The sequence below is a fragment of the Micromonospora sp. NPDC048894 genome (assembly GCF_040649765.1).
GTDB lineage: Bacteria > Actinomycetota > Actinomycetes > Mycobacteriales > Micromonosporaceae > Micromonospora > Micromonospora antibiotica.
The window spans coordinates 392,858-411,194 of sequence record NZ_JBEZFY010000005.1; the positions used below are offsets into that span (position 1 = coordinate 392,858).

12 protein-coding genes and 2 pseudogenes are annotated in these 18,337 nt (G+C 74.2%); 5 read left to right on the top strand and 9 right to left on the bottom strand.

Annotation, left to right across the window (positions count from 1 at the left end; genetic code table 11):
* Positions 1-33: 33 nt before the first annotated feature.
* Positions 34-1,119 carry an LLM class flavin-dependent oxidoreductase gene (locus tag AB0C22_RS13880; protein WP_219464596.1) on the bottom strand — a complete coding sequence of 362 codons (1,086 nt, stop codon included), beginning with the start codon at positions 1,117-1,119 and terminating at the stop codon, positions 34-36.
* A gap of 187 nt (positions 1,120-1,306) precedes the next feature.
* Here AB0C22_RS13880 and AB0C22_RS13885 point away from each other — a divergent pair, with 187 nt between their 5' ends.
* The 4 genes and pseudogenes from AB0C22_RS13885 to AB0C22_RS13900 all read left to right on the top strand — a co-directional run.
* On the top strand, positions 1,307-2,368 hold the full coding sequence (locus AB0C22_RS13885) for an ABC transporter substrate-binding protein (RefSeq protein ID WP_357535281.1): 1,062 nt from the start codon (positions 1,307-1,309) through the stop codon (positions 2,366-2,368).
* Positions 2,365-3,144, top strand: coding sequence for an ABC transporter ATP-binding protein (locus AB0C22_RS13890; protein ID WP_208568056.1), 780 nt, complete (start codon positions 2,365-2,367; stop codon positions 3,142-3,144). Before AB0C22_RS13885 ends, AB0C22_RS13890 begins: the two co-directional genes overlap by 4 nt.
* Positions 3,134-4,018, top strand: coding sequence for an ABC transporter permease (locus AB0C22_RS13895; protein WP_219464598.1), 885 nt, complete (start codon positions 3,134-3,136; stop codon positions 4,016-4,018). The genes AB0C22_RS13890 and AB0C22_RS13895 overlap by 11 nt, the downstream gene beginning before the upstream one ends.
* Before the next feature lie 238 nt (positions 4,019-4,256).
* Positions 4,257-4,634, top strand: a pseudogene (locus tag AB0C22_RS13900) (Rrf2 family transcriptional regulator); the annotation flags it as partial.
* Positions 4,635-4,942: 308 nt separating this feature from the next.
* On the opposite strand, the gene AB0C22_RS13905 reads toward AB0C22_RS13900, so the two are convergent.
* The 7 genes and pseudogenes from AB0C22_RS13905 to AB0C22_RS13935 form a co-directional block, all read right to left on the bottom strand.
* The gene (locus AB0C22_RS13905; protein WP_208568054.1) at positions 4,943-5,143 is read right to left on the bottom strand and encodes a hypothetical protein; all 201 of its coding nucleotides are present in this window, start codon (positions 5,141-5,143) and stop codon (positions 4,943-4,945) included.
* 364 nt (positions 5,144-5,507) lie between these two features.
* The gene (locus AB0C22_RS13910; RefSeq protein ID WP_219464599.1) at positions 5,508-6,830 is read right to left on the bottom strand and encodes a DEAD/DEAH box helicase; all 1,323 of its coding nucleotides are present in this window, start codon (positions 6,828-6,830) and stop codon (positions 5,508-5,510) included.
* Positions 6,831-7,050: 220 nt separating this feature from the next.
* Positions 7,051-7,254, bottom strand: a complete 204-nt coding sequence (locus AB0C22_RS13915; RefSeq protein WP_007464836.1) for a cold-shock protein — start codon at positions 7,252-7,254, stop codon at positions 7,051-7,053.
* A gap of 200 nt (positions 7,255-7,454) precedes the next feature.
* The gene (locus AB0C22_RS13920; RefSeq protein ID WP_357535149.1) at positions 7,455-10,949 is read right to left on the bottom strand and encodes a UvrD-helicase domain-containing protein; all 3,495 of its coding nucleotides are present in this window, start codon (positions 10,947-10,949) and stop codon (positions 7,455-7,457) included.
* Positions 10,946-14,449, bottom strand: a complete 3,504-nt coding sequence (locus tag AB0C22_RS13925; RefSeq protein ID WP_357535283.1) for an ATP-dependent DNA helicase — start codon at positions 14,447-14,449, stop codon at positions 10,946-10,948. The genes AB0C22_RS13920 and AB0C22_RS13925 overlap by 4 nt, the downstream gene beginning before the upstream one ends.
* A gap of 422 nt (positions 14,450-14,871) precedes the next feature.
* The gene (locus AB0C22_RS13930) at positions 14,872-15,417 is read right to left on the bottom strand and encodes a TIGR00730 family Rossman fold protein (protein ID WP_219464602.1); all 546 of its coding nucleotides are present in this window, start codon (positions 15,415-15,417) and stop codon (positions 14,872-14,874) included.
* 325 nt (positions 15,418-15,742) lie between these two features.
* Positions 15,743-16,564 (bottom strand): annotated as a pseudogene (locus AB0C22_RS13935) (TIGR00730 family Rossman fold protein); the annotation flags it as partial.
* 155 nt (positions 16,565-16,719) lie between these two features.
* Between AB0C22_RS13935 and AB0C22_RS13940 the strand changes: the two are divergent.
* A complete protein-coding gene (locus tag AB0C22_RS13940) occupies positions 16,720-16,887 on the top strand; it encodes a hypothetical protein (protein WP_208568156.1) in 168 nt (55 codons plus the stop codon).
* Positions 16,888-17,247: 360 nt separating this feature from the next.
* Here AB0C22_RS13940 and dapE read toward each other — a convergent pair whose 3' ends face one another.
* Positions 17,248-18,321 carry a succinyl-diaminopimelate desuccinylase gene (dapE, locus tag AB0C22_RS13945; protein ID WP_208568050.1) on the bottom strand — a complete coding sequence of 358 codons (1,074 nt, stop codon included), beginning with the start codon at positions 18,319-18,321 and terminating at the stop codon, positions 17,248-17,250.
* Positions 18,322-18,337 lie beyond the last annotated feature (16 nt).

An 18,337-nucleotide genomic window follows, 5' to 3' on the forward strand; every position in this document is an offset into this window, starting at 1 on the left:
CCAGCGGTGACACGGCCGTCCGCGACCCGCGTCTCAGTGCGACACCGCGACGGGCAGCGCGGTGACCCGGGGCAGCACCTCCGCGCCGACGCGTTCCGCCTCCTCCCGGTGCGGCCAGCCGGAGAGGATGAACTCGTCGACGCCGCTGTGGGCGTACTCGTCGAGCCGGGCGGCGACCTCGGCGTAGCTGCCGACCAGCGCGGTGCCCGCCCCCTCGCGGACCAGGCCGATGCCGGCCCACAGGTTCGTCGCGACGGCGAGGCGTCCGCTGCCGCCGCCGTGCAGCGCGGTCATCCGGGCCTGGCCGACGGAGTCCATCCGGCCGAACCGGGCCTGGGCGGCGGCGATCCGCTCCGGGCTCATCCCGGCCCGCAGCCGGTCGGCCTCGGCCCACGCCTCGGCGGCGGTGTGCCGGGCGATGACGTGCAGCCGCAGCCCGGTGCGCAGGGTGCGGCCCTGCTCGGCGGCGCGGGCGCGGACCCGGGCCACCCGGGTGGCGATCGCCGCCGGTGGCTCGCCCCACATCAGGTACGCGTCGGCCTGCCGGGCGGCGACCGCCTCGGCGGCCGGGGACGCGCCGCCGAGGTAGACCGGGGGCGGGTCGACCAACGGGCTGGCGAGCCCACCGCCGTCGATCCGGTAGTGCTCACCGGCGAAGTCGAACGGGCCGCCGCGCCAGGAGCGGCGGAGCACCTCGATGAATTCCCCGGTACGGGCGTAGCGGGCGTCGTGGTCGAGGAAGTCGCCGTACGCCCGCTGCTCGGTGGGGTCGCCGCCGGTGACGATGTTCAGCGCGAGCCGGCCGCCGGAGACCGCCTGGAACGCCTCGGCCTGCTGGGCGACCAGGGTGGGCAGGGCGAAGCCGGCGCGGACGGCGACCAGCAGGCCGATCCGTTCGGTGTGCTGGGTGACGGCGGCGCAGACGATCCACGGGTCGGGGCAGCCGGAGCCGACCGGGGTGAGCAGTGCGCGGAACCCGCCCGCCTCGGCGGCCCGGGCCACCTCGGTCAGATATCCGATCGTGGCGGCCCGTGCGTGCCGGGCCGCGCCTGCGGCGACGGTGGCCGCGCCGACCTGGTCGCCGTCGCCGGAGGTGGGGAGGAACCAGTGGAAGGTCATGTCGGCAGCCCTCTCGCCGTGTCCCGCCCGGTCTGCCTCGCCGGGGCAGCTAAACCTATCAAGAAGGTAGGAAAACCAGGAATATCTGAGACCCGACATCCCATGATGTGGACGGCGCTTGACGTCAATGGACCCCTGGCCCACTCTTCCTACCAACTAAATAGGAATACTGCGGATTGGACAGATGATGAGACGGCTCCCCTTCCGTCGGCTGATCTCCCTCGCCACCCTCGCCGTCGTCGGCGCGGCCACGATGGGCACCACCGCCGCGTGCGGCGACGACGACAGCGCCGGCGGCGACTCCGGCCCGGTCACCCTGCGGCTGGGCTACTTCCCCAACATCACGCACGCCCCGGCCGTGGTGGGGGTGGAGAAGAAGATCTTCGAGGACAAGCTCGGCAGCGACGTCAAGCTGGAGACCAAGACGTTCAACGCCGGCCCGGCCGCCATCGAGGCGATCTTCTCCGGCGCGCTCGACGCCACGTACATCGGCCCGAACCCGACGGTGAACGCGTTCTCCAAGTCCAAGGGCGAGGCCGTCCGGGTCATCTCCGGCGCCGCCTCCGGCGGGGTCGCCCTGGTGGTCAAGCCCGGGATCACCTCGGTCGAGCAGCTGCGCGGCAAGAAGATCGCCACCCCGCAGCTCGGCAACACCCAGGACGTCGCCATCCGCTACTGGCTCAAGGAGAAGGGCCTCAAGACCACCAAGGAGGGCGGCGGCGACGTCAAGATCGTCCCGCAGGAGAACGCCCAGACGGTGGAGACCTTCTCCAGCGGCTCGATCGACGGCGCGTGGGTGCCCGAGCCGTTCGTCTCCCGGCTGGTCAACGCGGGCGGCAAGGTCCTCGTCGACGAGCGGGACCTCTGGCCGGACAAGAAGTTCGTCATCACCAACCTGATCGTCTCCACCAACTTCCTCAAGGCCCACCCCGACGCGGTGAAGAAGCTGGTCGAGGGGCAGGTCGCGGCGAACGACTTCGTCAACACCAAGCCGGACGAGGCCCAGCAGGCCATCTCCGACCACATCGGCAAGATCACCGGCAAGCCGCTGGACCTCAAGCTGATCAAGCAGGCCTGGCCGACCCTGCTGTTCACCAACGACCCGATCGCGTCCTCGCTCAAGACCGGGCTGGACCACGCCGTCGCCGTCGAGCTGACCCAGCCGGTCGACCTGAACGGCCTCTACGACCTGAAGTACCTCAACGAGGTGCTCAAGACGCAGGGCCAGGCCGAGGTCACCCAGCCGTGACGTCGACCACGACACCGCCGCAGAGCGCGACCGCCGCGGTCGCGCTCTCCGGCGTGACCAAGGTGTACGGGCGCGGGACGAACGCCGTCCTCGCCCTGGACGGGGTCAGCCTCGACGTCCGGCCCGGCGAGTTCGTCTGCCTCGTCGGCGCGTCCGGCTGCGGCAAGAGCACCCTGCTCAACCTCGTCGCCGGGCTGGACCGCGCGCAGGGCGGCACCATCACGGTGGCCGACGACGCCCACCCCGGCCTGATGTTCCAGGAGCCGGCGCTCTTCCCGTGGCTGACCGTCGAGGCCAACGTCGAGGTGCCGTTGAAGCTGCGCGGGCTGCCCCGGGCCGAGCGTCGGGAGCGGGTGGCCGAGCTGCTGAGCACCGTCCACCTGTCCGACTTCGGCCGCAAACGGCCGCACGAGCTGTCCGGCGGCATGCGGCAGCGGGTCGCCCTGGCCCGCACCCTCGCCCTGGACACCCCGGTCCTGCTGATGGACGAGCCGTTCGGCGCGCTCGACGCGATGACCCGGGACATCCTGCACGACGAGCTGGAACGGATCTGGGCCGAGCGGCAGCTCACCGTGCTGTTCGTGACGCACAACGTCCGTGAGGCGGCCCGGCTCGCCGACCGGATCATCCTGCTCAGCAGCAGGCCCGGCCGGATCATCTGGTCCACCGAGGTGAACGTGTCCCGCCCCCGGCGTATCGACTCCCCCGAGGTGGCCGCGATCGCCTCCGAGGTCACCGACCGACTCCGTACCGAGGTGGGCCGCCATGGCAAGTGACACCCTGACCGGCTCGGCCCGCACCGACGCGGAGATCTCCGGGCTGGACGCGCTGGAGATCGCCGGTCGCGACAAGGAGGTCTCCCGGGGGGCCCGGCTCTGGGCGTCCACCTGGCCCAAGCTCGCCGCGCTCGCCATCGCCATCGGGTTGTGGCAGGTGGTGGTCTGGAGCGGCTGGAAGCCGCCGTACTCGCTGCCCGGCCCGGTCACCGTCGCCGAGGAACTGGCCCGGCAGGCCAGCGGGCGGCAACTCTGGGACGGGCTCGCCACCACCCTGCAACGGGCCGCCCTGGGCTACCTCTTCTCCGTCGCGGTCGGCCTGCTGGTCGGCCTGGCGGTGGCCCGGTCCAAGGTGCTCCGGGCGGCGATCGGCTCGATGATCACCGCGTTGCAGACGATGCCGTCGATCGCCTGGTTCCCGCTGGCCATCCTGCTGTTCGAGCTGAGCGAGAAGGCGATCTTCTTCGTGGTGGTGCTCGGTGCCGCGCCGTCCATCGCCAACGGGGTGATCAGCGGCGTCGACTACGTGCCGCCGCTGCTGGTCCGGGCCGGCCGCAACCTCGGCGCCCGGGGGCTGAACCTCTACCGGTACGTCATCGCGCCGGCCGCGCTGCCCGCCATCGTCGCCGGGCTCAAGCAGGGCTGGGCCTTCTCCTGGCGCAGCCTGATGGCCGGTGAGCTGCTGGTGGTCGGCATCTCACAGACGTCCCTGGGTGCCCAGCTCACCTACTCACGGGAGTTGTCCGACGCGCCCTGGCTGCTCGCCACGATGATCGTCATCCTGGTCGTCGGGCTGGTGGTCGACGCCGCGTTCGGGGCGGCCGACCGGGCGATCCGCCGCCGCTGGGGCGTACTGGACCAGGCTGGTCAGTGACGTGTACATCTCCGCGCGCAGTGACTATGCGCTCCGGGCCATGCTCGCCGTCGCCGCGTCCGGCGACGGCGAGACCACCCACTCCACGGATGGGCCCGGCCGCCCCGAGGGCGGCAGCAGGCCCGAGGGCGGCAGCGGTCGGCCTGACAGCGGCGACCGGTTCGAGGACGGCCGGTCCGGGGGTGGTGGCGACCGTGGGAGCCCTGGTGGCGGCGGTGGGGGCCGTGGCGGTGGCGGTGGCGGTGAACTCGTCAAGGCGGCGTGCCTGGCGCAGGCGCAGGGTATTCCGTTGAGCTTCCTTCAGGGCATCCTGCTCGACCTGCGCCGCGCGGGTCTGCTGCACAGTCACCGGGGCACCGAGGGCGGCTACGCGCTGACCCGACCCGCCTCGCAGATCAGCGTCGGGGACGTGCTGCGTGCCGTCGGTGGATCACTGACCACCGTCCGTGGGCTGCCCGCCGAGGACGCCGGCTACCACGGGGTGGCGACCGGCCTGCGCGACGTCTGGCTCGCCGTGGACGGCGCGATCGCCGTGGTGGTCGACCAGACCACCCTGACCGACCTGCTGGTCCGCCAGGACCATGCCCCGGCCCCACTGCCGACGCCCAGCCGCTGACCCGGTTCGACCGGTGACGCCGGCCGGCCCGCCTGCGGGCAGGGTCCGGACGCGGTGCCGTTCGGCCGCTGACGACACCCGACCGGCCGCACCGTTCGGCTGCGACGACACCTGACAAGCCGCGCCGTTCGGCTGCGAAGACACCCGACCGGCCGCGCCGTTCGATCGCTCACGGCAGCCGACCCGCTGACCGCCTGCGAACCGCTGGTCCGGGGTGTCCGTCCGACCGTCGACCCCCCAGGATCCGACGGTCGGACGGGCACCCGGGCCCTCGGCCCCGCGGGCCCCACGGCCCCCGCGGGGTCGACTCAGCCGGCGGTCAGCTCGACCGTCGGCGGGCGCCCCTCGTCAGGGCTGTGCAACTCGACCAGCCCGGCCGGGGCGGTCCGCCCCGGCCTCGGGTGCCAGGGCGCGAACGCCGCGACCATGGCGAGCAGGAGCCCGGCACCGGCCACGGCTAACACCACCATCAGCTCGCGTCCCGCTCCCGACTCGACGTCGCCCCCCATGGTCACCCCTCCCGTGCCCGACCGTGCCGGCCGGTTCTTCCCCCGCGAGCAAGCTTCGACCAGCCGGGCACGGTGGAACAGTCACCGATCGGACGCAATAGAGCCGGCAAACCGACCCACCCGCCACCATGATCACCGAGGGTCTCCGCCCGACCCCGCACCGTCCATCGGCCGGCGGCACCCGACCCTCACCCGGCCCGAAAGCACGATCGACTCAGCCGGGCCGATGTGCGGCATCGTCGACACGATGACACCGCAACAACGGCCCGGCTGAGTCGAACGTGACAAGGCCCGACGGGCGGCCCGGCTGAGTCGAACGTGACCAAGCCCGGCGGACGGCCCGGGTCGGGCGGGGACCGGTCGGTCAGGCGGTACGGGGGCGACGCGGTCGACGGGACCGGCCCGACGCCCGGTGCGACCGACCACCCTCGCCACCGCCACCCGTGCCGCCACCGACAGCGGCACGCGGCCGGGCGGCCGGGGTGGGCGTCGGGACGACGATCGTCACCGGCACACCGGACGGCTCACGGGCCCCGGTCACCCGGGCCAGCGCTCCGTCGCCGAGGCGTACCTGGGTGGACTGCGGCTTGATGCCGGCCACGCTCATCAGCCGGGAGACGTCCCGGCGCTGCTCCGGCAGGACCAGGGTGACCACCTGACCGGCCTCACCGGCGCGGGCGGTACGGCCACCCCGGTGCAGGTAGTCCTTCGCCTCGGTCGGCGGGTCCACGTTGACCACCATGTCCAGACCGTCGACGTGGATGCCCCGGGCCGCCACGTCGGTGGCGACCAGCGCGGTCACCTGGCCGGTGCGGAACTGCTCCAGGATCCGGGTGCGCTGCGGCTGGGACTTCCCCCCGTGCAGCGCCGCGGCGCGGACGCCCTTGGCGAGCAGCTGGCGGGCCATCCGGTCGGCCCGGTGCTTCGTCGCCATGAACAGGATGGTGCGGCCCTCGCGGGCGGCGATCTGGGTGAGCGCGGTGGGCTTGTCGACCGCGTCGACGTGCAGCACGTGGTGGGTCATCGCGGTCACCGTGGCGGTGCCCGGGTCCACCGAGTGCGACACCGGGTTGCTGAGGAACCGGCGGACGAGGCGGTCCACCCCGCCGTCCAGGGTGGCCGAGAAGAGCATCCGCTGGCCGTTCGGGGCGACCTGCTCCAGCAGCTTGGTCACCTGCGGCAGGAAGCCCATGTCGGCCATCTGGTCGGCCTCGTCCAGCACGGTGATGGCGACCTGGTCGAGGCGGGCGTCGCCCCGGTTGATCAGGTCGTGCAACCGGCCGGGGGTGGCCACCAGCACCTCGGTGCCGGCGCGCAGCGCGTCCGCCTGCCGCTGGAGGGAGAGCCCCCCGACCACGGTGGCGCAGCGCAACCCCAGCGCCCGGGCGTACGGGGTGAGTGCCGTGGTGACCTGGGCGGCCAGCTCACGGGTGGGGACCAGCACCAGGGCGAGCGGGCGACCCGGGCGGGCCCGGTGACCGGCGGTGCGGTGCAGCAGCGGGAGCCCGAAGGCGAGGGTCTTGCCCGAGCCGGTGCGGCCCCGGCCGAGCACGTCCCGGCCGGCCAGCGAGTCCGGCAGGGTGGCCGTCTGGATCGGGAACGGCTCGGTGATGCCCTGCTTGGTCAGCTCGGCGAGCAGCGCCGGCGCGAGGCCGGTCGCGGCGAAGGTGGGAATGGTCATGGTCATGCGGAATGCCTTCCTCGACGCGGCACGTGTCGAGGGAGGGCGCCGAGACTCGGCGCGGTCTCCGACGGAGCAGTCCGTCGAAGACTCACAAGCACGAACCGATGGGGTACGGGCCGGTCCGCCGCAGCACGCCGCGTCCCGCCGGAGCGGGGGGCGGCGCGGCGGACCGGTCCGTCACCGGGTCCGGAGGACCCGGTGGGTGTTACGGACGATCCGAAGATCAGAGCGGGCGGATGTTCTCCGCCTGCGGGCCCTTCTGGCCCTGGGTCACCTCGAACTCGACCCGCTGGTTCTCGTCCAGGCTCCGGTAGCCGGAGGACTGGATCGCCGAGAAGTGGGCGAAGACGTCGGCGCCGCCGCCGTCCGGGGTGATGAAGCCGAAGCCCTTGTCAGCGTTGAACCACTTGACGGTGCCAATTGCCATCTGTTTCGTCTCCTTGACGGAACGTCGAACCCGCACCTGTTGCGGGCCCGAAGAGGAGCGCCCCGCGCGGGATGCGCGAATCGCCTGTTGTTTTTGGTCGCCCCGCCCGGAGAGCTCCGGACACAACAAAGAGCGCCTGGGGCCACAATCCGCCAGGCGCACACAGAGTCTCTGGAAACCAAAACTGCAACAAGAACAACCTACCACGGATCTTCGGGAGCGCCACCCCCCGCTGGAATTTCCGGCAACCCGGCGATGATCGTGGTCAGCCCGTCGGCGTCCAGCAGGTCCGCCGGCCGCACCGTCACCCCCTCCCGGACGTAGTGGAAGGCCGCCCCCACCCGGTCCACCGGCACTCCGGCCAGCTCCGCCCAGGCCAGCCGGTACACGGCCAGCTGCACCGCGACCACCTCGGCCTCAACCCCGGTCGGCTGCCGGCCGGTCTTCCAGTCGACCACGTCGTACCGGCCGCCGGGGCGGGTGAACACGGCGTCCATCCGGCCCCGCACCACCACGCCGGCCAGCACCGTGGCGAACGGCACCTCGACCTCCACCGGCACCCGGTCGGCCCACTCGCTGGCCAGGAAGCGCTCCTGGAGCTCGGCCAGCGCCGCGTCGGGGGCGGCGTCCGCGTCGGCCGCACCCGGCAACTCGTCCACGTCGAGCAGCCGGTCGGCCCCGAAGCGGGCCTCCAGCCACGCGTGGAAGGCGGTACCCCGCCGGGCGTACGGGCTGGGCGGGGCCGGCATCGGCCGGCGCAGCGTACGGGCCAGCTGCGCCGGGTCCCGGCGCAGCGCCACCAACTGGGTGACCGACAGGTGCCCGGGTAGCACCACCTCCACCGCCTCGGCCTGCCGCAGCAGCTCCGCCCGCTCGGCCAGGAGCAGATCCGCCTCCCGCCGCCACCGCGCCACCTCCGGATCGGGCTCCGGACCCGCCGCCTCCGGACCAGCCGCCCCCCTGCCCGCCGCCGGCGTGCCCGTGGGAGGCGGGGCCACCGCCTGGGGGGCCACCACCTGTGGGTCGCCGGGCACCACGGCGGGCGCGGGATCGCGGCGGGCCGCGTCGGGGTCGGCGAGGAAGCGGCGGACCAGGGCCGCCGCCTCGGTCAACGCCGGCCGGCGGGGGCCCAGCGGGTCGGCCGGCCACTCCGCCCGCAGCACCACCTCGGTGGTCGGATTGACCGCGTCACCGGCCGGCTCGGGCGTCCACTCGTCGACCAGCAGGCCGTCCCCACCGGCCAGGCAGGCGTCGTACACCTCGCGGAGCAGCACCGACGGGCCCCGGAACCGTTTGGTCCCCTCCCCCCACCAGTAGCCGGAGCAGAGCAGCAGCCGCCGGGGCCGGGTCACCGCCACGTACGCCAGCCGGCGTTCCTCACGCTCGTCGTGGGCCCGCCAGGCGTCGGTGAAGTCGGACACCACCCGGGCCACCCCGCGCTGGTCTATCACCTCGGTCAGGTCGAGCGTGGGCAACCCGTCGGCGTCGCCGCGCAACGGGAACGGCAGCACCCCGAGCCCACCCAGCCAGTGGTCGGAGCTACGGACCTGACCGGGCCAGCTGCCCCGGGTCAACCCGGCGACCGCCACGACGTCCCACTCCAGGCCCTTGGCGGCGTGTGCGGTGAGCACCTGCACCGCGCCCTCCACCACCTCCACCTCGCCCGGGGACAGCCCACGTTCCTCGTCCTCGGCGGCGGCCAGGTAGGCCAGGAAACCGGCGAGCGTCGCCGCCGGGGTCTCGCCGCTGAACCGGGCCGCCACGTCACCGAGCGCGTCCAGGTGCCCCCGGGCCAGTCCGGCGTCGCCGGTGCCGTCCCGGCCGGCCCGGACCGCCACCTCGACGTCCAGCCCGATGGTGCGTTCCACGTCCGCGATCAGCTCCGGCAGCGTCTGGTCCAGCCGGTAGCGCAGCAGGGCCAGCTCCATCCCGTACGACCGCAGCCGCGCGTAGCCCTCCGCCGAGTACGTCTGCGCCGGCCCCAGATCGGCCAGCGCCTCCACCAGGGTCGCCTCGTCGAGGGTGTCCACGACGATCTCCGACCCGTCGTCGCCGGTCAGCTCCCGGCGGGCCCGGGCGATGACCCGCGCCCGCCGGTGCAGGGCGACCAGGTCACGCGGCCCGATCCGCCAGCGCGCCCCGGTGAGCAGCCGCAGCAGCGCCGCACCGTCGGTCGGGTCGGCGAGCACCCGCAGCGTGCAGACCACGTCCCGTACCTCAGGGGTGTCCAGCAGCCCGCCCAGGCCGACCACCTCGACCGGCAGCCCCCGGGCCCGCAGGGCGGCCTCGATCGCCGGGATCTGGCTGCGCAGCCGGACCAGCACGGCGGTGGCGGGGCGCTGCGGCACCGGGATGTGCTCGGGCAGCGCGCCGGGCATCCGGGCCGCCCCCCGCCAGGCGGCGAGCACACTGTCGGCGATCCAGTCCGCCTCGTCGACGTACGTGGGCAGCAGCGCGCAGTGCACGGTGCCGGCGGCCCGTCCGCGCGGGCTGCGGTGCGGGATCGGGTCGCGGACGCTCAGCGCGGCGTGCAGCTCCGGCACCCGGGCGCCGGCGGCCCGCAGCGGCACCGACAGCGCGTTGGCCACGCCGAGGATCTCCGGCCGGTTACGCCAGCTGGTGGTGAGGCTCATCGCCTCGGCGGGGGCACCGTCGGCGCGGGCGAAGTCGGTGGGGAACCGGTCCAGCGTGCCGGCGCTGGCCCCCCGCCACCCGTAGATCGACTGGCAGGGGTCGCCGACGGCGGTGACCGGGTGACCGCCGCCGAAGAGGTGGTTGAGCAGCACCACCTGGGCGTGGCTGGTGTCCTGGTACTCGTCGAGCAGCACCACCCGGAAGCGGTCCCGCTCGACCGCGCCGACCGCCGGGTGGTCCCGGGCCACCCGGGCGGCACGGGCGAGCTGGTCGGCGAAGTCCATCGCCTCGAAGTCGTCCTTGCGCCGGGCGTACGCCCGCACCAGCGGCAGCAGCTTCAGCCGGGTGCGTTGCAGCTGGAGGGCCTTGCGGACGTCGGCGTAGACCCGGCCCGGGTGGGACTGCACCTCGGCGAAGAACCGGCCCGTCCAGGCGGCCAGGGTGTCCGGGTCGACCAGGTGCTCGTCCAACTCGCCGGCCAGCGCGAGCACGGCGTCGGTGATGGTGCTCGGCATCCGGTCGACCTCGGACATGTCGCCGTCGTAGTTGCGCACCAGCAGATCGACGAGCTGCCACCGGGACGCCTCGGTGAGCAGCCGGGTGGTCGGCTCGTAGCCGGCCCGTAGCCCGTGCTCGGTGACGATCCGCCCGGCGTACGAGTGGTAGGTGGAGACGGTGGGCTCGCCGGCCAGCGGGTCGTCCAGCGGGTTGCGGGCCCGCCGCCCGAGCCGCCGCACCAGCTGGTCGAGCCGGGTCCGCACCCGGTGCGCCAACTCACCGGCCGCCTTGCGGGTGAAGGTCAGCCCGAGGATCTGCTCCGGGCGGACGTAGGAGTTGGCGACCAGCCAGACCACCCGGGCGGCCATCGTCTCGGTCTTGCCCGAACCGGCACCCGCCACCACCAGCAGCGGCGCGACCGGTGCCGCGATGATCGCGGCCTGTTCGGCGGTGGGGGCGGGTAGCCGGAGCAGCCGGGCCAGCTCCACCGGCGTGTAGCGCGGCCCGGCGTCGGCGGCGCGGGGCGCGGGGGTGGCCGCGCTGAACAGCGTCGGTTGGGTCACCCCTCCCCCTCGTGGCCGGTCGCCGGTGGCTCCACGACCTGGCGGCCCTGCCCGGAGACGGGGCAGCTGGTCCGCACCGGGCAGACCCGGCACTTCGCGTTGGCGACGGCGGCGAAGGTCGAGGCGGCCATCGTATCGGCGGTGCGCCGGACCAGGGCGGTGGCCCAGCCGGCCTCGGGGCCCTGCCCGGCGGCGGCCTGGGTCTGCTCGCGGGCGTCCTTCGCACCGGTACCGAGCTGCACCAGCGCCGCGCCCCCGGCCTCGTCGCCGAACTCGGCGAACCCGCCCGCCTCCACCGCCGCCTGGTACGCCCCGAGCTGCGGATGCTCGGCCACCTCCCGCTCGGTGACCATCGTCGACTTGCCGGTCTTGAGGTCGATCACCACGAGCCGGCCGTCGGCGTCGACCTCCAGCCGGTCGACCCGGCCGGTCAGCTCGATCGGACGGGTCGGGTCGTCGAGGCGGACCGCGAACTCGTGTTCGATGGCGAGCAGCCGGCGCGGGTTGCCGGCCAGCCAGCGCAGCAGCTTGTCCACCATGGCCTCGGCGCGGTCCCGTTCCGGGCCGACCATCCACCGGGCGGCCAGCTCGATCGCGTCGAACCGGGCGGCCACGTACTCCAGCAGGGCCGTGCGGTCGGCGCTGGCGTCCTCGGCCAGCATCGCGGCGGCGTGCACCAGGTTGCCGACGCCCTGGGCGGCGCTGGCCGGCCCGCTGCCGCCGTGCCGTTCGAGCAGCCAGCGCAGGCTGCACCGCAGCGCGCTCTCCATCCCCGACGGGGTGACCCGGACCGGTTCGCCCTCGTCGGCCAACGGCCGGTCGTCGGAGAGGCTGCGCAACCCCCACCAGTCGTCCGGGTGCGCGCCGGGAATGCCGGCGGCGGCCAGCCGGGCCAGTTCGGCCGCCGCCGCACGCCGCCGGGCCACCGACGCCGCCGGATCGACGACTGCGGTACGCAGCTCAGCCACCAGCGCGGAGAGGGTGAGCGCCCGGGGTGGCCGCCCCACGGGCAACTCGCCGGGCAGGGCGTCACCGGCCTCCCCGGGCCCCGCCGCCGACCCCTGGTCAGCCGCCTCGGCGCCGTGGCGGCGGGCGGTCGGCGGATCGTGGCGGGAGGGTGCCCCTGCGGGGGCCGGCTCCGGCCGCGGGTCCTGGTTGTCCACGCCGGCAGTGGGCAGGGCCGGCGTGGTGCTGTCACCCTGCGCCCGGTCGGCACCGACGCCGCCGACGGACGGGGTCCGAGCGGGGCCCCCGGGCGAGGTCGGGGGCCGGGTCGGGGTCGGGATCGGATCGTCGGGCGGGATCGGATCGTCAGGCGGGATCGGATCGTCAGGCGGGGTGGGGTCGTCGCCGGAGGTGCCGGTGACGCCGAGTTCGTGCAGGAAGCGGCTGGGCTGCTCCTCGTGGTCGTCGCCACCGACGGCCGCCGAGGCGACGGCGGTGACCAGCAGCCGACGCCGGGCCCGGGTCACCGCCACGTGGAACAGCCGGCGTTCCTCGTCGAGCAGGGCGGAGGTCTGCCCGACCAGGCCGGCCCGGGTGCCGGTGCCGTCCGCCCGGCCGACCAGCACGTCGACCAGCCGTTCGGAGCCGAGCAGGCTGCCGCGCAGCCGCAGGTCGGGCCAGACGCCCTCCTGCACGCCGGCCACCGCGACGAGGTCCCACTCCAGTCCCTTGGCGGCGTGCGCGGTGAGCAGGCGGACCGCCTCGCCCCGGTCGGCGCTGGCCGCCAGGGTGTCCGCCGGCAGATCCTGGCCGAGGACGTGGTCGAGGAATACCTCGGTACGCGCGCCGGGCAGCCGGTCGACGAACCGGGCCGCCGCGTCGAAGAGCACCAGCACCGCGTCGAGGTCCCGGTCGGCGGCCTCGGCCCGCCAACGCTGGGCGGTCTCGTGCTCCCCGGTGGCCTCCCGGCCCCGGTTGATCGCCCCCGCCCAGCGTTCGGCGAGCCCGCTGGCGTCCCACACCGCCCAGAGCACGTCCTCGGCGGTGGCCCCGGGCACCGCCGCCGCCGTCCGCGCGGTGGCGAGCAGCTCCGCCACCGTCCGGGCCGGCTCGACCCAGCGGCGTTCGATGCCGGCCAGCTCCGCCGGGTCGGCCAGCGCCTCGACGATCAGCTCGCCGGAGGGCCGCCGGTCGCCCCGGGCCAGCGCGAGCGCCCGCAGCCCCTGCCGCAGCCGCCGCTCGGCCAGCGGGTCGGCCCCGCCCAGCGGCGAGTGCAGCAGGGCGACCGCGGACTCCTCGTCCAGCCGGGCCGGTTCGAGCGCGCAGCGCAGCAGGAGCAGCAGCGGGGCGACCGCGGGTTGCAGGTGCAGCGGCAGGTCCTCGCCGTGCACGACGGTGGGCACCCCGGCGGCGTGCAACGCCCGCCGCAGCGCCGGCAGGTGCAGGTGGGTCGAGCGGACCAGCACCGCCATCGCCGACCAGGGCACCCCGTCGAGTAGGTGGGCGGAGCGCAGCGCGTGGGCCAACCAGGCGGCCTCGCTGGTGGCCGAACGGAAGGTACGCACCTGCACGCTGCCGGGTGGCGCGTCGGGCAGCGGTCGTAGCCGCCGGTGCCCGGCCGGCCCGCGCAACCGCCGGGCCAGGCGACCGGTGGCCCCGAGCAGCACCGCACCCGCGCGGTAGGACGTGGTGAGGGTGACCTGCGCCGCCGGGGCCCCGGAGGCCGTCCGGAACCGGTGCGGGAAGGCGGTCACCACGGCCGGGTCGGCACCCCGGAAGGCGTACGTGGAGGAGTCCGGGTCGGCGAAGGCCACCAGGGAACGGCCACCACCGGCCAGGACGGCCAGCAGGTCCTGCTGGGCCGGGTCGGTGTCGGCCAGTTCGTCGACGTAGACGTGGGCCAGCCGGCGACGCTCGGCCTCCAGCAGCTCCGGATCGTCGAGGAGCATGCCGGTGGCCGCCCGCACCAGCTCGGCCGGGTCGTACGCCACGGAGCCCCGGTTGCTGACGTCGCGCAGCGCGAGGACGGCGACGTACTCCCGGAGGAACCGGGCGGCGGCCGGCCAGTCGGTGCGGCCCAGCTTCTCCCCCAGCCGGGCCAGCTCGACCGGCCCGACGCCGCGTTCGGCGGCCCGCATCAGCAGGTCACGCAGCTGGCCGGCGAACGCCCGGGTACGCAGGGCGGGGAGCAGGTCGTCCGGCCAACCGACCGGGTCGTCGGGTTCGGTGCCGACGACGTCCAGCAGCTCCCGGATGATCAGATCCTGCTCGGGCCCGGTGAGCAGCCGGGGGGACGGCTCGCCGCGTTCGGCGGCGGCCCGGCGCAGCAGGCCGAAGGCGTACGCCGGGAAGGTGCGCACCAGCGGCTCGCGCAGCACCCGGTGGCCGTCGGCGGCGATCCGGGCCTCGATCCGGTGCCGCAGCCCGGTGGCCTGCCGACGGCTGAAGGTGAGCACCAGCAGGCGCTCCGGGTCGACCCCCTCGGCGACCCGGGCGGCGACCGCCTCGACCAGGGTGCCGGTCTTGCCGGTGCCCGGCCCGCCGAGGACCAGCATCGGCCCGGCGGTGTGCGCCACGACCTCCGCCTGGAGCGGATCGGGCCGACGCGCCGGCGGGTGGGTGGCCCCACTCGCCGTTGCCCGGAGCCGCAACTCCCCCCGGGGGTACGCGGCATCGCCCGCCGACCCCCCGGGCCGCGGCTCCCCCTCGACGCCTGACCCGGCCCGATCCGGGCCCACGGTCGCCCCGCCGTGCCGACCGTCCCCCCGGACGCTCGCGGCGGACCGGCCGCCTTCCGGGCCCGATCCGGCAGGTCGGCGCACCAGCCGGTACCCCTGCACCCCCACATCCCACCACGCGGGTACGACACCACCCACCGCACCACCCCGCCCGGGCCCGGCCGGTGGCCGGCGGTCGGAAGTCGGTGCCGGCCACCCGGCCCGAACCCGCACCGCCCGGCCCCGGCGACGGGTGGGGATCAGGGCAGTTGGGACTCCAGGGCGTCCAGCGCGGTCGAGACGGTGGGGGCGACAGTGAGCAGGCCCAGGCCGGCCGGCTTGAGGAAGGTCTGTTCGGTGATGGTGCCCAGCCAGTCGAGCAATGGACGGTAGAAGCCGTCGGTGTCGACCAGCACCATCGGCTTGGTGTGCATGGCCAGGGTGGCCGTGGTCCAGACCTCGAACAGCTCGTCCAGGGTGCCCAGTCCGCCGGGCAGGGTGAGGAACGCGTCCGACTTCTCGATCATGATGGTCTTGCGGCTGGCCATGCCGTCGGTGACGAGCAGTTCGTCCGAGGCCAGGTCGGCGACCTCCAGGTCCACCAGCGCCTGCGGGATCACCCCGACGGTGCGCCCACCGGCCGCCCGCGCCCCGTCGACGAGGGCGCCCATCATGCCGACGCAGCCACCGCCGCTGACCAGCGTGTGCCCGCGCCGGGCCAGCTCCGCGCCGGTCTCGGCCGCCAGATCCAACCAGCGCTGGTCGAGGGTACGGGAGGACGCGCAGAAGACACAGATCGCCGCCACCGGCTCAGCCCTCCCGACCGTCGACGACACCCCGGCCCGCCCCGGACCCCGGCTCACCGGACCCTGACTCACCGGACCCCGGCTCACCAGGCCCGGCCGGACCGGACGCGGGGCTGCCTGGCGGCGGGCTACCGGAATCGGCGCTGCTCGACGTCGGACTGCCGGACGCGTGGCTGCCCGATGGGTGACTGCCCGATGGGTGGCTGCCCGACGCGGGACTGCCGGGCGAGAGACTGCCCGACGCGGGACTGCCCGACGCGGGACTGCCCGACGCGGGGGTGCCGGGCTTCGTGTCGGTGGCGTCTGCGACGGCGGCGGCCCGGCGGGCGGCCTGTTGGTCGGCGGCGGTCCGGGCGACCGCCTCCTCACGTACCGCCTCCTGGTCGACGGCGAGGGCCGCCTCGGCCTCGACGATGTGCCGTACCGCCGCGTCGACGTCGTCGGTGAGGCAGATCAGCTCCAGGTCCACCGGGCCGATCTTGCCCTCGGCAGCCATGCTGTCCCGCAGCCAGTCGAGCAGCCCCCGCCAGTAGTCGGTGCCCATCAGCACCACCGGGAAGCGGGTCACCTTGCCGGTCTGCACCAGGGTGAGCGCCTCGAACAGCTCGTCCATGGTGCCGAAGCCGCCGGGCAGCACGACGAACGCCTGGGCGTACTTGACGAACATGGTCTTGCGGGCGAAAAAGTAGCGGAAGTCGATGGCCAGGTCGACCCAGTCGTTGAGCCCCTGCTCGAAGGGAAGTTCGATGCCCAGCCCGACGGAGAGGCCGCCGGCTTCACTGGCACCCCGGTTGGCCGCCTCCATCACTCCGGGGCCACCGCCGGTGATCACCGCGTAACCGGCCCGGGCGAGGCCGGCCCCCAACTCCTCGGCCAGCCGGCACTCCGGACTGTCGGGTTTACTACGCGCGGAGCCGAAGACACTCACCGCGGGCGGCAGGTCGGCCAGCGTGTCGAAGCCCTCGACGAACTCGGCGAGGATCCGCAGCGCGCGCCAGGCGTCCTTGGTTTTCCAGTCGCTGCGCCCCCGGGAGTCCAACAACCGCTGGTCAGCGGTGCTGGTGGGGATCGCGCCACGGCGCAGCGTGACCGCTCCCCGGTGCCGCTCCGGATCGCGGCCCGGCCGCCGCCCGTTGGTCTGACTCATGACAGCCACCGTAGTGGAGGCGCACGTCAGGGCGGTGCCGGCCGACAGGTCGGAGAAAAAGTTCGCGATCATGGGCAACTAATTCTGTCGCCCGTACGTCTTACTATTCACATACCGGGTATGGCCCGGCGCGCGCCTTCGGGGGAGGAGCAAGCGTGATCAGCAACAACGAGCGGATGCGTATCCGCCGGCAGATGCAGCGACGGATCAACGAGGTGGTGGCCGAGCGCCGCCGCGCCCGACAGCTGGAGGTGCCGGTGGAACCCGCCGCCCAGCCCGTCGAGCCCACCGAACCCGACAATCCCCGCCTCACCACCGTCTGACACCCACCACCCGCCCAACCAGCCCCACCCCGCTCCCCACCCAATCAGCCTCACCCCACCAGCCTCACCCAACCAGCCTCACCCTGAGTTTCACCCCACCAGCCCCACCACGGCCCCGGCGGTCCCCGACCCCGGGGCCTCACCATGCATCCCCCACCCCTTCCAGCGCCCACACCCCACCCGCGCCCCTCCCCGCACTGGCGATCAAGAAGTTTGCGGCTGGTGATCAAGAAGTTTGCGGGCCGGGAGAGCGCTCCCCGTGACGCAAACCTCTTGATCACCGGGCCGAGCCGGGGCGCGGGCGGAGCGCGGGGTGGGGTGGGTTGGGGTGGGTTGGGGTGGGTTGGGGTGGGGGGTGGGTTAGGCGGGGGTCAGCCAGCGGTGGAGGGTGGCGGCGCCGTCGCGGATCTTGGTCAGTTCGACGTGCTCGTCCTTGTGGTGGGCCAGGTTGGGGTCGCCCGGGCCGAAGTTCAGCGCCGGGATGCCCATCGCCGCGAACCGGGCGACGTCCGTCCAGCCCAGCTTGCCCCTCGGGGCCGAGCCCACCGCCGCCAGGAACTCCTGGGCCACCGGGGCCTTGAGGCCGGGGAGTGCGCCGGCCGCCGCGTCGGTGACCGTCAACTCGTAGCCGGCGAGCACTTCGCGCAGGTGCGCCTCGGCTGCCGCCGGGTCGCGGTCCGGGGCGAACCGGTAGTTGATCTCGATCTCGCAGCGGTCGGGGACGACGTTGCCGGCCACCCCGCCGCCGATCCGCACCGCGTTCAGGCCCTCACGGAAGTCGCAGCCGTCGATGGTGACCCGCCGCGCCTCGTACGTCGAGAGCCGGCGCAGCACCTCGCCCGCCCCGTGGATGGCGTTCACCCCACGCCAGGACCGGGCCGCGTGGGCCCGCTCGCCGTGCAGGGTGACGACCGCCCGCATGGTGCCCTGACAGCCGACCTCGACGATGCCGTACGTCGGCTCCAGCAGCACCGCGAAGTCGGCCTGGAGCCACTCCGGGTGCGCCCCACCGACCAGGGTGAGGCCGTTGTACCGGGACTCGATCTCCTCGGCCTCGTAGAACAGGTACGTCACGTCGTAGCGGGGGTCGGGCAGGGTCACCGCCAGGTGCAGCGCGAAGGCCACCCCGGACTTCATGTCGGAGGTGCCGCAGCCGTACATCAGGTCGCCGCGCATGGTCGACGGGAAGTTGTCGTTGAGGGGCACCGTGTCCAGGTGCCCGGCGAGCACCACCCGGGAGTCCCGGCCGAGGTCCGTGCGCGCCATCACCGTGTTGCCGTGCCGGAAGGTGCTCAGGTGCGGCACCCGGCGCAGCACCTCCTCGACGCAGTCGGCGATCGCCTTCTCGTCGAGGGAGACGGACTCGATGTCGACCAGGGCACGGGTCAGCGCCACCGGATCGGCCAGGACCTCGGGGGTAAGCGGGTTCTCCATGGTTCGCACGGTACCG

Excerpts from the sequence above, each read along its gene's own strand:
- AB0C22_RS13915 (WP_007464836.1), bottom strand. The coding sequence starts at position 7,254 with ATGGCAATTGGCACCGTCAAGTGGTTCAACGCTGACAAGGGCTTCGGC.
- AB0C22_RS13885 (WP_357535281.1), top strand. The coding sequence starts at position 1,307 with ATGAGACGGCTCCCCTTCCGTCGGCTGATCTCCCTCGCCACCCTCGCC.
- AB0C22_RS13905 (WP_208568054.1), bottom strand. The coding sequence starts at position 5,143 with ATGGGGGGCGACGTCGAGTCGGGAGCGGGACGCGAGCTGATGGTGGTG.
- AB0C22_RS13925 (WP_357535283.1), bottom strand. The coding sequence starts at position 14,449 with ATGCTGGTCCTCGGCGGGCCGGGCACCGGCAAGACCGGCACCCTGGTC.
- AB0C22_RS13895 (WP_219464598.1), top strand. The coding sequence starts at position 3,134 with ATGGCAAGTGACACCCTGACCGGCTCGGCCCGCACCGACGCGGAGATC.
- AB0C22_RS13910 (WP_219464599.1), bottom strand. The coding sequence starts at position 6,830 with ATGACCATGACCATTCCCACCTTCGCCGCGACCGGCCTCGCGCCGGCG.
- AB0C22_RS13880 (WP_219464596.1), bottom strand. The coding sequence starts at position 1,119 with ATGACCTTCCACTGGTTCCTCCCCACCTCCGGCGACGGCGACCAGGTC.
- dapE (WP_208568050.1), bottom strand. The coding sequence starts at position 18,321 with ATGGAGAACCCGCTTACCCCCGAGGTCCTGGCCGATCCGGTGGCGCTG.